The organism is Kitasatospora sp. NPDC023176, from assembly GCF_055560495.1.
Window position 1 is genome coordinate 87592 of record NZ_JBVHIP010000005.1, and the last position, 12950, is coordinate 100541.

Sequence of the window (12950 nt, forward strand, 5' to 3'; positions counted from 1 at the left end):
CGGTGGCTGGTCGAGTCGGTCCGGTCGGTCCGGTCGGTCCGTTCCGGTCGGATCCGGTCGGACACAGCACTGACCCGGCGCACGCGCCGAATGTGACCACCGCGGACAAAAATGTTTCCGCGACACCTCCGGGAAACCCCCAACAACCGCTCCGCCAACGAACAAAGCAGCTCTGGCAAGGGTTGGAACACCAAGACTTCCCCAGCTCCGGGCGTGTTGACGGTGTCCGTCCACTCCGCGTCATCCAGACTGGGCGCCGACCGACGTCAACTCCGAGGAGGGCACACCTCATGAACGTCACCGTCCGGCTCGCCCAGCAGCCCGAGGCCGACGAACTGCTCGGACGGAGCGCGCTCGCCGCACTCGTCGGCATGCTCCTCGACCAACAGGTGCCGATGGAATGGGCGTTCACCGGCCCGCTGACCATCGCCCAGCGCCTCGGTCGCAAGGACCTCGACGCCCACGAGATCGCCACCTACAGCCCGGAGGAGTTCGTCGCCCTGCTCTCCGCCAAGCCGGCCGTCCACCGCTACCCGGCCGCGATGGCCAAGCGGGTGCAGCAGCTGTGCCAGTTCCTCGTCGCGCAGTACGAGGGCGACGCCGCCGCCCTGTGGAAGGACGCCCGCACCGGCAAGGAACTGCTCAGCCGCCTCAACGCCCTTCCCGGCTTCGGCAAGCAGAAGTCGCAGATCTTCCTGGCGCTGCTCGGCAAGCAGTACGGGGTGCGGCCGGAGGGCTGGCGCGAGGCGGCCGGCGCGTACGGCGAGGAGGGCGCGCACCGCTCGGTCGCCGACATCACCGGCCCCGACTCCCTCATCCTGGTACGGGAGTTCAAGCAGGAGATGAAGCGCGCGGCGAAGGAGGCCAAGGCCGCCGCCAAGCCCCGCACCACCACCCGCACCGTCACCGCGGGCCTCACCGGCGCCCGTTGATCCGACCCGCGGCACCCGCCGGGCGGCCCCGATGGACCCCACCCGCCCCCGAAAACCGATTGCCGCACCCCGCCCCACCCGGCGACGCTTCCGGTATGACCGCACCCACCCCCGCCGCCCGCAGCGTGGCCGGCCTGTTCTCCCCCGACGGCCGCCTGATCACCGTCCCGCGCAAGGCGGCCCGACGGGAGCAACTGCTGGCCCACCTCGCGGAAACCCTGTTCGAGCCCGGGCGCGGCTACACCGAGGCCGAGGTCAACGACGCCCTGCGCACCGTGCACGACGACGCCCCGGCCCTGCGCCGCGACCTGGTCGAGGCCGGGCACCTGGCCCGGACCAGGGACGGCAGCGACTACCGGCGGGCCGGCACCGCCGAGTAGGCGTACCGCCCCCGGACCGACCGGAGGAAGTACCGCCCGTGACTCCGCGCCGCGAGCAACTCCCGGTGCACCCGGGCCGGTACGTCCGCGTACCGGTACACCCGCCCGCCGGTGAACTCCAGCTCCAGCACCCGCGCCCGCGGGTCGTACCCGACCGAGCGCAGCACCGAGGAGTCCACCGCCGTACGGTCCATGACCCTCCCAGTGTGCGGCGGGGGCCCCGGTCGCGCAGTGCGACCGGGGCCCCCGACCTGAGGAACGGCTCTCAGACCAGCACGGGCTGCTGCTCCTCCGCCTGCCCCGGAACGGCCGGGGCGCCGTCCTCGACCGCCACCCCGCGCTTGCGCGGCAGCGCGAACATCAGCAGGAACACCGCCAGCAGCACCCCGGCGACCCACCACATCGCGTGCACGAACGCCCCGCCGAAGGCCGTCCCCAGCTTGTCCGGCGCGACCACGTCGTCCATCGCCCCGAAGAAGGCGACCGACACCAGCCCGAGCCCGAGCGCGTTGCCGATCTGCTGCACGGTGTTGATCAGCCCCGAGGCCGAGCCGGCGTGCCGGCGCGGCACCTCGGACAGCACCGCGTCGGTGATCGGCGCGACGATCAGCCCCATCCCGAGGCCCATCACGACCAGCGGCAGCGCCATCTGCCAGGGCGCGATGGCCGTCCCGTACCGGTCGGCCTCCCAGATGTAGGTGAGCACGCCCGCCGCCATCACCAGCGCGCCCGTCTGGAGCACCTTGCGCCCGAACCGCGGCACCAGCTTCTGCACCGAGAGCCCGGCCGCCGTGGAGACGGCGAGCGAGAACGGTATGCCGGTGCTGCCGGCCTTGAGCGGGCTCCAGCCGAGCCCGACCTGCATGTAGAGGGTCCAGACCAGGAAGAAGATGCCGAGCGCGACGCCGAAGGCCAGCTGCACGCAGATCCCGGCGGCGAAGCTCTTCACCCGGAACAGCGACAGTTCGACCAGCGGGGAGCCGTCCCGCCGCGTCTTGGCCTTCTCGTACGCCACGAACAGCAGGAACACCGGGAGGCTGCCGGCCATCGACAGGTAGCCCCAGAGCGGCCAGCCGGCCTCCCGGCCGTGGGTCAGCGGGTAGATCAGCATCAGCAGGCCGAGGCTGGCCAGGAGCACGCCGACCAGGTCGAGCTTGAGCGCGTGCTCGGCCTTGGACTCATCGATGAAGCGGCGGCCGAGGAGCAGGCCGGCGATGCCGACGGGCAGGTTGATCAGGAAGATCGGCCGCCATTCGAGGCCGAGCAGGTTCCACTCGGTGAGCAGCGCACCGATCATCGGACCGGACACCGCGCCCAGTCCGACCACCGCGCCGAACATCCCGAAGACCTTGCCGCGCTCCTCGGCCGGGAAGGTCGCGTGGATGATCGACAGCACCTGCGGCACCATGAGGGCCGCCGTCAGGCCCTGGACGATCCGCATCGCGACCAGCATCTCCGGGCCGGAGGCCAGCCCGCACAGCGCCGAGGCGAGCGTGAAGCCGCCGATCCCGATCAGGAACAGCCGCTTGCGGCCGTGGATGTCGCCCAGCCGGCCGCCGGTGATCAGCCCGACCGCGAAGGCCAGCGCGTAGCCGCCGGTGACCCACTGGATCGCGCTGAAGGACGCCCCGGTGTCCTGCTGGATGCTGGGGATGGCGATGTTGACGATGGTCACGTCCACCAGGTCCATGAAGGAGGCGACCATCACGATCGCCAGCGCGATCCACCTCCGCCGGTCGGCTCCTGCCGTACTCATTCCGCTCTCCTCGCTCGTCCGCTTCTCCACGCGGAGAACGGTACGGGCGATATAGGTCAGGAGCTGTCCCAGTTCGTCCGGCATGCTGGACGGCATGACCGACACCCCGGCCCGGCTGCTCAACCTGCTGTCCCTGCTGCAGACCCCGCGCGAGTGGCCCGGCAGCGAACTCGCCGAACGGCTCGGCGTCAGCCCCCGCACCATCCGCCGCGACATCGACCGGCTGCGCGACCTCGGCTACCCGGTGCAGGCCACCATGGGCGCGGACGGCGGCTACCGGCTGGTCGCGGGCACCGCGATGCCGCCGCTGCTGCTGGACGACGAGGAGGCGGTGGCCATCGCGGTCGGCCTGCGGGCGGCCGCCGGGCACGCCGTGGTCGGCATCGAGGAGGCCTCGGTACGGGCCCTCGGCAAACTGCTCCAGGTGCTGCCGAGCCGGCTGCGGCACCGGGTCGGCACCCTCAACAAGGCCACCGTGCCCCTGCTCACCGGGGACGGCCCGACCGTCGACCCGGAGGCCCTGACCCTGCTCGCCGGCGCCGTCACCAACCACGAACGCCTGCGCTTCGCCTACCGGGACCGCGACGGCGCCGAGACCCGGCGCAACGTCGAACCCGAACGCCTCGTCTCCACCGGCCGCCGCTGGTACCTGATCGGCTACGACCTGGACCGGGACGACTGGCGGCTCTTCCGGGTCGACCGGATCGCCGACCCGTTCGCCACCGGTGCCCGCTTCACCCCGCGCCCGCTCCCCGCCGAGGACGCCGCCGTCTTCGTGGCCAACCGGCTGCGCCGCTCACCGACCCGCTCCATGGTGGCCACCGTCCACCGCCCCGCCGCCGAGGTCGACGGCTGGATGCCCTGGACCGGGGACTACGAGATCGAGCCGATCGACGACCACAGCTGCCGGCTGCGCGCCCGCGCGGAGTCCCTGAAGTGGATGGCGGCCGGACTGCTGATGCTGGACTGCGACTTCGAGGTGCACGAGCCCCCGGAGCTGCGCGCCCACCTGCGCGCGATAGCGGCGAGGGCCGAACACGCCGCGGAAAGCGGGAGTTAGGCCCTCGCCCGCATGCTCAGGGCATTGCTCAGGGCGCTGCCCAGCGCTTTTGCCCAGCGCTTTTGCCCAGCGCTTTTGCTCTGGGCTTTCGCTCAGGGCTTTGTTCAGCGCTTTGCTCAGACCCCGTACTCGCCGGTCAGCAGCGCCCGCCCCAGGGTGTGGAAGGTCAGGTGGAATCCCACCTGGGCCGCCGGGGTGTCGGCGGTGACGTCGAGCTTCTCGACGTCCAGCGCGTGCACCGCGAACACGTAGCGGTGCGGGGCGCCGGGCGGCGGGGCGGCGCCGTCGTACTTGTTGCCGGGGAAGTCGGTGCGCCCGTGGAAGGAGGCCGCGCCGGGCAGGCTGTCGTCCGAGGAACCGGCGCCGCGCGGCAGTTCGACGGTGTCGGCGGGCAGGTTGAGGGCGAGCCAGTGCCACCAGCCGGAGCCGGTCGGCGCGTCCGGGTCGTAGCAGGTGACGGCGATGCTCCTGGTGCCCTCCGGCAGGCCCGACCAGGCCAGCTGCGGCGAGAGGTTGCCGCCCGCGTGGATGAACTCCCGGTCCAGCGTGGCGCCTTCGGTGAAGTCCTGGCTGCTCAGCGGGAAGGACGGCACCTGCGGCAGGAACTCGTACGGCAGCGGCGGACGAACACTCATGGGTGCACCTCTCACGGTCGGGATGACACCGGTCACTGTAATGGGGTGCACGTCCGATCCGGGCGCCCCTACAGTCGACGTCATGGTCTCGAAACTCGCCCAGTTGTTCTCGGATTCCCGCCGCGCGCTGTTCACCATGCTCGGGATCCAGGCCGTCATCTGGTCCGTACAGGTGCTGAACTGGCTGGACGACTACGACCTGTCCAGGGAGTTCGGCCTGCGCTCGGAGCAGGTCGGCGACCTGCCCGAGATGTTCACCATGCCGTTCCTGCACTTCAGTTGGGACCACATCCTGTCCAACTCCTGGCCGCTGTTCGTGCTCGGCTTCCTGGCCGCCTACCGGGGCATGCGGAAGTTCCTGCTGGCCAGCCTGGTGATCACGGTCTCCGGCGGACTCACGGTCTGGCTGCTGGAGAGCCCGAACACGGTGACGGCCGGGGCGAGCGGCATGGTCTACGGCTACCTCGGCTACGTGGTGCTGCGCGGGGTCCTCGACCGCAACGTGCTGGACGCGGTCGTCGGCCTCGGCGTCGCCGCGGTCTACTGGACCACCCTGATCGGCATCCTGCCGATCGCCCACGGCGTCAGCTGGCTGGGCCACCTCGGCGGGCTGATCGGCGGGCTGGCCGCCGCCGTCCTGCTCCGCGACCAGGCGCAGCCGAAGCCCGCGCCCGCCACCCCCGCCGGGGCGCCCGCCGGCATCGCGCCCTCGCCCGGCAGCCCCAACGCCGCCCTGCTCAAGGAGCTCGACGACCTGGGCCTCTAGCCCATCCGGACGGCCCTTCCGAACGGCCCTTCCGAACGGCCTATCCGAACGGCCTATCCGAACGGCCCGTCCGAATGGCCTTCCGAACCAGCCAGGTATAGACCATTCCCACCCCTGCGGCTAGCGTGAACGACGCACCTGCCCCCAGCTCCGGAGCCGCACCGTGGAGTCGTCCGTCCTCGCCTTCGCCACCGACCTGCTCGACGAGGGCGCCGACACCTTCTTCGGCAACCTCACCGACCGGGCCGGCGTCGGCGGCGTCACCCTGGCCTCCGTCTACCACGAGGCCCGCGACGTCTTCCCGCACAACCCCCGCCGGGTGATCCGCTACCTGGAGCCCGGCACCGCCTACTTCCGCCCGGACCGGGCCCGTTGGCGGGGCCGCCGGCTGGCGCCCGTGCCGTCCACCGCGATCGGCGACCGCGACCCCTTCGCCGAGGCCGCCGCCGAGGCCGGCCGCCGGGGCCTGAAGCTGCACGCCTGGACGGTCTTCTGCCACAACGACCGGCTCGGCTTCGCCCACCCGGACTGCGCCCCGGCGAACGCCTTCGGCGACCGCCACCTCACCGAGCTCTGCCCGGCCCACCCGGAGGTCCGCGAGTACGCGCTGACCCTGGTCGAGGAACTCGCCCGGTACGGCGTGGACGCGATCCGCGCCGAGTCCCTGCACTTCCACGGCCTGCGCCACGGCTACCACCACGAGCGCTACTTCGAGGAGCTGGGCCCGACCACCGAGGCCCTGCTCGGCGTCTGCTTCTGTCCGCACTGCCGCGCCGCTGCCACCCGCGCGGGCGTCCCCGCCGAGCGGGTCGCCGAGGCGGTACGGAGCGAACTGCGCCGCCGCCTGGCCGACGAGAGCGCCGCCGCCGAGCCGGCCGACCTGAGCGCCCTCGCCGACGGCGCCTTCGCCGCCTACGTGGACGCCTCCGCCGCCACCGTCACCACGCTCGCCGCCGAGCTCACCGAGCAGGCCCGCCGGCACGGCATGCGGCTGAGCTTCATGGACGGCGGCGGCCCCGGCAAGGGCTGGCTGTCCGGCATCGACCTGCCCGCCCTCGCACGGGCCACCGACCAGATCGAGACCCTCGGCTACGCGAGGACCCCGGAGGCCGTCCGGGAGAAACTCGCCGCCTTCGCTCTGCACGGCGTCCGCCCGGAGCGGATGGCGGTGATCCTGCGCCCGATGGCCTCGGACTGCGACGGCCCGGAGAACCTCGCCGCCAAGATCGCCGCCCTGCGCGAACTCGGCGTCCCCGAGGTCGAGTTCTACAACTACGGCCTGATGCGGCTGTCCTCGCTGGACCGGATCGGCGCCGCACTCGCCGGCTGACAGCCCGCCGTCTGAAGGCTCACCGGCCGATAGCCCGCCGACGGAAAGCTCACCGACCGGTAGCTCACCGCCCGAGGGTTCACCGCCGCCGCTTGGACGTCCCGAACAGGCTGCGCGAGATCTCCTGCCCGAGCTGCTTCCCGGCCGAGCGGGCGAAGGACTTCACGGTCGGGTTGCTGAGCAGCGAGCCCAGCAGCCCGCCCGCCCCCGTCGGCTCCTCCCGCCGCGGCACGGGCTCACGCGGCACGGGCTCACGCGGCGCGGGCTCACGCGGGGCGGGCTCGACCGGTGCCGGCTCCGGCCGGGGTGCCCGGGCCGCCAGCTTCTCGTACGCGGACTCCCGGTCGATCGCGTCCCGGTAGCGCGCCGTCAGCGGCGAGGCGTCCACCACCGCCCGCAGCGCTCCCTCCTCGATCGGCCCCATCAACGACTGCGGCGCCCGCAGCCTGGTGGCCGCGACCGGTGTCGGCGCGCCCTTCTCGGAGAGCACGGTGACCACGGCCTCGCCGGTCCCCAGCGAGGTGAGCACCGTGCCGAGGTCGTAGGAGGAGCGGGGGAAGGTCGAGACGGTGGCCTTGAGCGCCTTGGCGTCGTCCGGGGTGAAGGCGCGCAGCGCGTGCTGCACCCGGTTGCCCAGTTGGGCGAGCACCTCGGCCGGGACGTCCTTCGGCGTCTGGGTCACGAAGAAGATGCCGATGCCCTTGGAGCGGATCAGCCGTACGGTCTGGGTGATCGCCTCCAGGAAGGCCTTGGAGCCGCCCTTGAACAGCAGGTGCGCCTCGTCGAAGAAGAACACCAGCTTGGGCCGGTCCAGGTCGCCGACCTCCGGCAGTTCCTGGTACAGGTCGGCGAGCAGCCACATCAGGAAGGTGGAGAACAGTCGCGGCCGGTCCTGCACGGCGGGCAGTTCCAGCACCGAGACCAGGCCCTGCCCGTCCGTCGTGGTGCGCAGCAGTTCGGCGGTGTCGAACTCGGGTTCGCCGAAGAACGCCCCGGCGCCCTCGTTCTCCAGCACGGTGAGCGCCCGCAGGATCACCCCGGCGGTGGCCGCGGAGAGGCCGCCGATGGTGCGCAGTTCCTCCTTGCCCTCGGGTGAGGTGAGGTGGCCGATGACGGCGGTGAGGTCCTTGAGGTCGTAGAGCTCCAGGCCCTGGCGGTCGGCGTAGTGGAACACCAGGCTGAGCGAGGACTCCTGGGTCTCGTTCAGGTCCAGCACCTTGGCGAGCAGCAGCGGGCCGAAGCTGGTGACGGTGGCCCGGATCGGGATGCCGGTGCCCTGCCCGCCGAGCGAGTAGAACTCGGCCGGGCAGCCCCGGGGCGTCCACTCCTGCCCGACCTCGGCGGCCCGGGCGGCGGTGCGGTCGCCCGGCGCACCGGGCGCGGCGATGCCGGAGACGTCGCCCTTGATGTCGGCGAGGAACACCGGCATGCCCTGGGCGGAGAGCTGTTCGGCGATCAGCTGGAGGGTCTTGGTCTTCCCGGTGCCGGTGGCCCCGGCGACCAGCCCGTGCCGGTTGAGCACCCCGAGCGGGATGCGCACCTGCGCGTCGGGGTACGCGGTGCCGTCCAGCAGCGCCGCGCCGAGGTCGAGCGCGGGCCCGGTGAAGGCGTACCCGTCGGCGATCTCCCGGACGGCCGGCGGGGTGGTGGCGGAAGGCATCGGGGCACGCTCCTGGGCGGGATCGGCGGACGGGAGCTGGTCCTGAACCCGGCCGGGCCCAGGCGATGTTCACGACATTTCCCATCAAACAGCCGCAATCGCCCTCCCGCAGCTCGCACCCGTGCGCGTGGCGGCGCCGCGGCTGCTGCGCCGCGCGCCGTCCGAACGGTAGGCTTTCCGTGTGATCTTCAAGCGCATCGGCAATGGGCGGCCGTACCCGGATCACGGCCGGACGAGCACCCGTCAGTGGGCTGACGTCGCCCCACGCCCGGTGCGGCTCGACCAGCTGGTGACCACCAAGGGCCAACTCGACCTGGAAACCCTGTTGGCCGAGGACTCGACCTTCTACGGGGACCTCTTCGCCCACGTGGTGAAGTGGCACGGCGACCTCTACCTGGAGGACGGGCTGCACCGGGCCGTACGGGCCGCGCTGCAGCAGCGCCAGGTACTGCACGCCCGTGTCCTCGAAATGGACTGACGGCCGCACCCCGGCTCCCAGGACCGCCCCCTCGCCACCCGGCGGAGGGCGGTCCGCGCGTACCCGGATACCTCCTTTCGGGTACCGGGGTACTCCAGATGATGATCGTTTAGTACCTTCACAGCTGTCCGGCACTACGCTGCTGACTACGGCCGCGACCAGGGGATCCGCCCCCACCTGAGGGCGTCTCCTACCCGGCCCACCCCGTCATCCCGACCCGCCCTGGCACGAGGGGGAGACAGACCGTGAGCATGTTGACTCCCCAAGGCCTCAAGGGGAAGCAGTACCGCGTCACCGGCAACGCCTATCCGCGGCTGGGCCGGCCCCCGAAGAAGAGTCGCAAGGTGATCGCCGCACTCGCGGCGCTGCTCGCCCTGGCCCTGATCGGCCTCGGCGGCGTACAGCTGTACGACATCTTCCGCGGCAAGGACAGGAACGCCGCCGCCCAGGCCTGCGCCGCCCCGTCCGGCAAGCCGCTCGCGGCCCCGACCGCCGGCGCCACCCCGGGCGCCCCCGCGGCCTCCGGCGCGCCGGTCGACCCGCACGCCGTCCCGCAGCCCTCCGCCGTCACGGTGAACGTCTACAACGCCACCACCAAGGCCGGCCTGGCCGGCCGGACCGCCGACGAGCTCAAGAAGCGCGGCTTCACCATCGGCAAGGTCGGCAACGCGCCCGCCGAGCTGGACAAGAAGGTGCCCGGCACCGCCCAGGTGATCGCCGGCCCGACCGGCGTCGCCGCCGGCACCCTGGTGAGCTCCCAGATCGCCGGGGCCACCGTCACCGCCGACGCCCGCGCCGACACCACCGTGGACTTCGTGATCGGCGACAGCTACAACGCCCTGCTGGACGAGACCCAGGCGGCCGCGGCCCTCGCCCTGGCCATCAAGCCCTCCCCCACCCCGAGCGCCACCGGCAGCTGCTAGGTGTACTGACCATGCAGGACGAGGAGAGCCCCCGGCAGACGCAGTGCCGGGGGCTCTCGGACGTTCGGAGTCGTGCAGGAAGGGTGGTCAGCCGGCCGTGCCGTACAGCCGGTCGCCCGCGTCGCCCAGGCCGGGGACGATGTAGCCGTTCTCGTTCAGCCGCTCGTCGAGGGCGGCGGTGACCACGGTGACCGGCAGGCCGGCCAGCTCCCGCTGCACCACCTCGACGCCCTCGGGCGCGGCCAGCAGCACCACGGCGGTGACGTCGGTGGCACCGCGCTCGATCAGCATCCTGATCGCGGCGACCAGGGTGCCGCCGGTGGCCAGCATCGGGTCGAGCACGTAGACCTGGCGGCCGGAGAGGTCGTCGGGCATCCGGGTGGCGTACGTGGAGGCCTCCAGGGTCTCCTCGTTGCGCACCATGCCGAGGAAGCCGACCTCGGCGGTCGGCAGCAGACGGGTCATCCCGTCCAGCATGCCGAGGCCGGCCCGCAGGATCGGGACGACCAGCGGACGCGGGTAGCTGAGCCGGGTGCCGAGCGTGACCGCCACGGGCGTGGTGATCTCCACCTCGTCGGTGCGGACGTCCCGGGTGGCCTCGTAGGCGAGGAGGGTCACCAGCTCGTCGGTCAGGCGACGGAAGGTCGGCGAGTCGGTGCGCTCGTCGCGCAGGGTGGAGAGCTTGTGGGCGACCAGGGGGTGGTCGACGACGTGGAGACGCATGTACCGAGGTTAGCCCGGTCCTGGACGCCTGTACGACACGCCGTGCCAGGCCGCCCACCGGCCGCGGTCACCTTTTCGTGACACGCCGTGACGCACGCCGGATGTCCGGACGGAACCGGCTCCTGTGGTATCAACCCGGCCGTTCGGGGAATGTCACGTCTTATGACGAGCAACCCGAAGGCCGGGGATGGCTCGGCGGACGACCCCGCCGGCGCGGCGGGCCTTCGCGCCGGCCCGCCGCAGGACCCCCCGGAGACCGAGTCGGAGCGCCGCAGGCGGCGGGCCGTCTTCCTGCGCGAGCTCGCCGAAGCCCGTGAACTGAGGGAGCGGGTACAGCCCCGACGGACCAAGGAACGGCGGATGCGCGAAGCGATGCGGATGCGAACCTTCCGGATCTGACACCGCTCCGCCGGCCGCGCCGAGACCCCGTCGCGACCCGGCCGCCCCTCCTCCGGGCGTTCGGAACAAAATTCGACCGGCGTCGGACGGTCCCGCCCGGGTTCCGCCCGCCGCCACCCGGCCCTTCCGACACGACCTGCAAAGACGCGCTGCCGAACACCCCCCGCGAGGGCGGGCTTTCTGTCACGATTCCGATGGGACGGTCCGAACAAGCGGATCGCCTCTGGCGCGGGGGCGGCCAGATTTCCGCGTTGCCCGAACGCGCCGACAGCCGAGACCGATGATCTTGGGAGTGTCCCTGGTGGCGTACTTCGCTGCAGTGCTTGCTCGCACCGAGGACGGGTGGGATGTGAGCGAGACGGAGCTCGACGACGTCGAAACCCTGGCCGATCTGACCGATCTGGCCCGCGGCTCCGCACAGGACGACGACAGCGTCCTGATCTTCATCGAACAGGAGGATTCCTGGTTCGCCATCCTCCGGGTGGACGGTGAGGACGACCCGCGGATCTTCGTGTCGGACGGCGCCGCCGCGGCCCGCAGCTCCTACGGCTCCGTCCTCACCGACGAGCTGGTCGACCAGGCCGGCGAGAGCGAGTTCGGCGACCTGGACCACCTGCTGGACGAGGAGTCGGAGACCGAGGCGCGGGACGACGAGGACGCGGACGCCCGCGACGGCGTCCCGGTCGGCCCGCTCGGCGACGCCCACCTGCTCACCGAGTTCGGCCTGGCCGCCGACGAACTGCTCGGTCTCAGCGGCGAGGGCGCGGTGCCGGGCGACGCCCTGGAGGAGATCGCCGAGGCCCTGGGCTGCGGCGAGGTCCTGGAGTCGGTCCGGTAACGGCCCCGGTCGCACCGGTGTCCACCACCGGATGCCCGACACTGGATGCCATGCAGCCCGCATCCACCCCGCTGACCGTCCCGTACGTCCCCCCGCTGCCCGCCCCCGTCCGCCCCGACCCGGTCCGCGACCGCTGGGCGGCGCCGATGCGCCTCGCCATCGCCGAGGCCGCCCTGGCGCCGGCCACCGGGGACGTCCCGGTCGGGGCGCTCGTCCTGGGCCCGGACGGCAAGGTGATCGGACGCGGCCACAACGAGCGCGAGGCGGTCGGCGACCCGACCGCGCACGCCGAGGTGGTCGCGATCCGGCAGGCCGCCGACCGGCTCGGGGAGTGGCGGCTCAGCGGCTGCACCCTGGTGGTGACCCTGGAGCCCTGCACGATGTGCGCCGGAGCCATCGTGCTGTCCCGGATCGACCGGGTGGTCTACGGCGCCCTCGACGAGAAGGCCGGCGCGGCCGGCTCGCTCTTCGACGTGATGCGCGACCGCCGGCTCAACCACCGGCCCGAGGTGATCTGGGGCGTCCTCGCCGAGGAGTGCGGCGAGCAGCTGCGCGCATTCTTCGACACCCACCGCCGAGGCCCCGGCGACGGCCCTTCGATACGGATTTCGTGACCGTGCCACCCGTCCGGTAGAGTTCCCCTCGGTAGCGTGTCCGAGCGGCCAAAGGAGCACGCCTCGAAAGCGTGTGTGGGGGCAACTCCACCGTGGGTTCGAATCCCACCGCTACCGCCAGAAAGCCCGAGGGCCCGTCCGATCCGGACGGGCCCTCGGCGTTTCCGCGCCCCCTCGAACACGGAAAGGGCCCCGTACTCCGGGCTGATGACCACCATGGCCCGGCTCGTACGGAGCCTTGGAGGGGGAGCGGCTCGGGGGGACTGACCGCTCCCCCGGCGGAGTCCCACAACCGGCGCCGCGAGGGGGGTAGCCGCGACCACCGGTCCCACAGCGGGGGCTCCGGATCCACACGCCGGGGATTCCTGCCAGATCCTCGGCACGTCAACCATCCTGCCGTCCGGGCCGCGCCGGGACATCCGGAGAAAGGCCCCACTCGCGGGGACCTTCGTCCCG

The 12950-nt window shown here is 72.3% G+C and carries 15 protein-coding genes and 1 tRNA gene; 11 read left to right on the forward strand and 5 right to left on the reverse strand.

Annotated elements, in window-relative coordinates; translation table 11 throughout:
* Positions 1 to 290: 290 nt before the first annotated feature.
* Positions 291 to 932: an HhH-GPD-type base excision DNA repair protein gene (locus ACZ3YL_RS10045; protein ID WP_188304834.1), complete on the forward strand. Its 642-nt coding sequence runs from the start codon at positions 291 to 293 to the stop codon at positions 930 to 932.
* 95 nt (positions 933 to 1027) lie between these two features.
* Positions 1028 to 1312 carry a DUF2087 domain-containing protein gene (locus ACZ3YL_RS10050; RefSeq protein ID WP_188304835.1) on the forward strand — a complete coding sequence of 95 codons (285 nt, stop codon included), beginning with the start codon at positions 1028 to 1030 and terminating at the stop codon, positions 1310 to 1312.
* On the opposite strand, the gene ACZ3YL_RS10055 is transcribed toward ACZ3YL_RS10050, so the two are convergent.
* Both ACZ3YL_RS10055 and ACZ3YL_RS10060 read right to left on the reverse strand, forming a co-directional pair.
* Positions 1285 to 1506 carry a KTSC domain-containing protein gene (locus ACZ3YL_RS10055; protein WP_188304836.1) on the reverse strand — a complete coding sequence of 74 codons (222 nt, stop codon included), beginning with the start codon at positions 1504 to 1506 and terminating at the stop codon, positions 1285 to 1287. The two genes, ACZ3YL_RS10050 and ACZ3YL_RS10055, sit on opposite strands and share 28 nt — an antisense overlap.
* A gap of 71 nt (positions 1507 to 1577) precedes the next feature.
* Positions 1578 to 3068 carry an MFS transporter gene (locus ACZ3YL_RS10060; RefSeq protein ID WP_188304837.1) on the reverse strand — a complete coding sequence of 497 codons (1491 nt, stop codon included), beginning with the start codon at positions 3066 to 3068 and terminating at the stop codon, positions 1578 to 1580.
* Between the two features lie 94 nt (positions 3069 to 3162).
* Between ACZ3YL_RS10060 and ACZ3YL_RS10065 the strand changes: the two genes are divergently transcribed.
* Positions 3163 to 4128, forward strand: a complete 966-nt coding sequence (locus ACZ3YL_RS10065) for a helix-turn-helix transcriptional regulator (protein WP_188304838.1) — start codon at positions 3163 to 3165, stop codon at positions 4126 to 4128.
* A gap of 116 nt (positions 4129 to 4244) precedes the next feature.
* Here ACZ3YL_RS10065 and ACZ3YL_RS10070 read toward each other — a convergent pair whose 3' ends face one another.
* Positions 4245 to 4763: a YbhB/YbcL family Raf kinase inhibitor-like protein gene (locus ACZ3YL_RS10070; RefSeq protein ID WP_188304839.1), complete on the reverse strand. Its 519-nt coding sequence runs from the start codon at positions 4761 to 4763 to the stop codon at positions 4245 to 4247.
* Between the two features lie 82 nt (positions 4764 to 4845).
* Between ACZ3YL_RS10070 and ACZ3YL_RS10075 the strand changes: the two genes are divergently transcribed.
* Both ACZ3YL_RS10075 and ACZ3YL_RS10080 read left to right on the forward strand, forming a co-directional pair.
* Positions 4846 to 5529 carry a rhomboid family intramembrane serine protease gene (locus ACZ3YL_RS10075; RefSeq protein ID WP_188304840.1) on the forward strand — a complete coding sequence of 228 codons (684 nt, stop codon included), beginning with the start codon at positions 4846 to 4848 and terminating at the stop codon, positions 5527 to 5529.
* A 163-nt stretch (positions 5530 to 5692) separates the two neighbouring features.
* Complete coding sequence (locus ACZ3YL_RS10080; protein WP_465656552.1) at positions 5693 to 6859, forward strand: hypothetical protein; 1167 nt, start codon at positions 5693 to 5695, stop codon at positions 6857 to 6859.
* A 79-nt stretch (positions 6860 to 6938) separates the two neighbouring features.
* Here ACZ3YL_RS10080 and ACZ3YL_RS10085 read toward each other — a convergent pair whose 3' ends face one another.
* Positions 6939 to 8519, reverse strand: a complete 1581-nt coding sequence (locus tag ACZ3YL_RS10085) for a helicase HerA-like domain-containing protein (RefSeq protein WP_465656554.1) — start codon at positions 8517 to 8519, stop codon at positions 6939 to 6941.
* Positions 8520 to 8700: 181 nt separating this feature from the next.
* On the opposite strand from ACZ3YL_RS10085, the gene ACZ3YL_RS10090 reads away from it, so the two are divergent.
* Together ACZ3YL_RS10090 and ACZ3YL_RS10095 are read left to right on the forward strand one after the other, a co-directional pair.
* Complete coding sequence (locus tag ACZ3YL_RS10090) at positions 8701 to 8997, forward strand: type II toxin-antitoxin system VapB family antitoxin (protein WP_030273186.1); 297 nt, start codon at positions 8701 to 8703, stop codon at positions 8995 to 8997.
* A 251-nt stretch (positions 8998 to 9248) separates the two neighbouring features.
* Positions 9249 to 9920: a LytR C-terminal domain-containing protein gene (locus tag ACZ3YL_RS10095; protein ID WP_223242253.1), complete on the forward strand. Its 672-nt coding sequence runs from the start codon at positions 9249 to 9251 to the stop codon at positions 9918 to 9920.
* Between the two features lie 87 nt (positions 9921 to 10007).
* On the opposite strand, the gene upp is transcribed toward ACZ3YL_RS10095, so the two are convergent.
* On the reverse strand, positions 10008 to 10643 hold the full coding sequence (gene upp / locus ACZ3YL_RS10100) for a uracil phosphoribosyltransferase (protein WP_188304844.1): 636 nt from the start codon (positions 10641 to 10643) through the stop codon (positions 10008 to 10010).
* Between the two features lie 162 nt (positions 10644 to 10805).
* Between upp and ACZ3YL_RS10105 the strand changes: the two genes are divergently transcribed.
* The 4 genes from ACZ3YL_RS10105 to ACZ3YL_RS10120 all read left to right on the forward strand — a co-directional run bounded on the left by ACZ3YL_RS10105 (position 10806) and on the right by ACZ3YL_RS10120 (position 12614).
* The gene (locus ACZ3YL_RS10105) at positions 10806 to 11042 is read left to right on the forward strand and encodes a hypothetical protein (protein WP_188304845.1); all 237 of its coding nucleotides are present in this window, start codon (positions 10806 to 10808) and stop codon (positions 11040 to 11042) included.
* A 280-nt stretch (positions 11043 to 11322) separates the two neighbouring features.
* Positions 11323 to 11880 carry a tRNA adenosine deaminase-associated protein gene (locus tag ACZ3YL_RS10110; protein ID WP_188304846.1) on the forward strand — a complete coding sequence of 186 codons (558 nt, stop codon included), beginning with the start codon at positions 11323 to 11325 and terminating at the stop codon, positions 11878 to 11880.
* Positions 11881 to 11930: 50 nt separating this feature from the next.
* Positions 11931 to 12494, forward strand: coding sequence for a tRNA adenosine(34) deaminase TadA (gene tadA / locus ACZ3YL_RS10115; protein ID WP_188304847.1), 564 nt, complete (start codon positions 11931 to 11933; stop codon positions 12492 to 12494).
* Between the two features lie 30 nt (positions 12495 to 12524).
* Positions 12525 to 12614 (forward strand) — tRNA-Ser (locus ACZ3YL_RS10120).
* Positions 12615 to 12950 lie beyond the last annotated feature (336 nt).

What these genes read in the sequence shown, in the direction of transcription:
- ACZ3YL_RS10045 (WP_188304834.1), top strand. Translation starts at nt 291, where the DNA reads ATGAACGTCACCGTCCGGCTCGCCCAGCAGCCCGAGGCCGACGAACTG.
- ACZ3YL_RS10050 (WP_188304835.1), top strand. Translation starts at nt 1,028, where the DNA reads ATGACCGCACCCACCCCCGCCGCCCGCAGCGTGGCCGGCCTGTTCTCC.
- ACZ3YL_RS10055 (WP_188304836.1), bottom strand. Translation starts at nt 1,506, where the DNA reads ATGGACCGTACGGCGGTGGACTCCTCGGTGCTGCGCTCGGTCGGGTAC.
- ACZ3YL_RS10060 (WP_188304837.1), bottom strand. Translation starts at nt 3,068, where the DNA reads ATGAGTACGGCAGGAGCCGACCGGCGGAGGTGGATCGCGCTGGCGATC.
- ACZ3YL_RS10065 (WP_188304838.1), top strand. Translation starts at nt 3,163, where the DNA reads ATGACCGACACCCCGGCCCGGCTGCTCAACCTGCTGTCCCTGCTGCAG.
- ACZ3YL_RS10070 (WP_188304839.1), bottom strand. Translation starts at nt 4,763, where the DNA reads ATGAGTGTTCGTCCGCCGCTGCCGTACGAGTTCCTGCCGCAGGTGCCG.
- ACZ3YL_RS10075 (WP_188304840.1), top strand. Translation starts at nt 4,846, where the DNA reads ATGGTCTCGAAACTCGCCCAGTTGTTCTCGGATTCCCGCCGCGCGCTG.
- ACZ3YL_RS10085 (WP_465656554.1), bottom strand. Translation starts at nt 8,519, where the DNA reads ATGCCTTCCGCCACCACCCCGCCGGCCGTCCGGGAGATCGCCGACGGG.
- ACZ3YL_RS10095 (WP_223242253.1), top strand. Translation starts at nt 9,249, where the DNA reads ATGTTGACTCCCCAAGGCCTCAAGGGGAAGCAGTACCGCGTCACCGGC.
- upp (WP_188304844.1), bottom strand. Translation starts at nt 10,643, where the DNA reads ATGCGTCTCCACGTCGTCGACCACCCCCTGGTCGCCCACAAGCTCTCC.
- ACZ3YL_RS10105 (WP_188304845.1), top strand. Translation starts at nt 10,806, where the DNA reads ATGACGAGCAACCCGAAGGCCGGGGATGGCTCGGCGGACGACCCCGCC.
- ACZ3YL_RS10110 (WP_188304846.1), top strand. Translation starts at nt 11,323, where the DNA reads ATGATCTTGGGAGTGTCCCTGGTGGCGTACTTCGCTGCAGTGCTTGCT.
- tadA (WP_188304847.1), top strand. Translation starts at nt 11,931, where the DNA reads ATGCAGCCCGCATCCACCCCGCTGACCGTCCCGTACGTCCCCCCGCTG.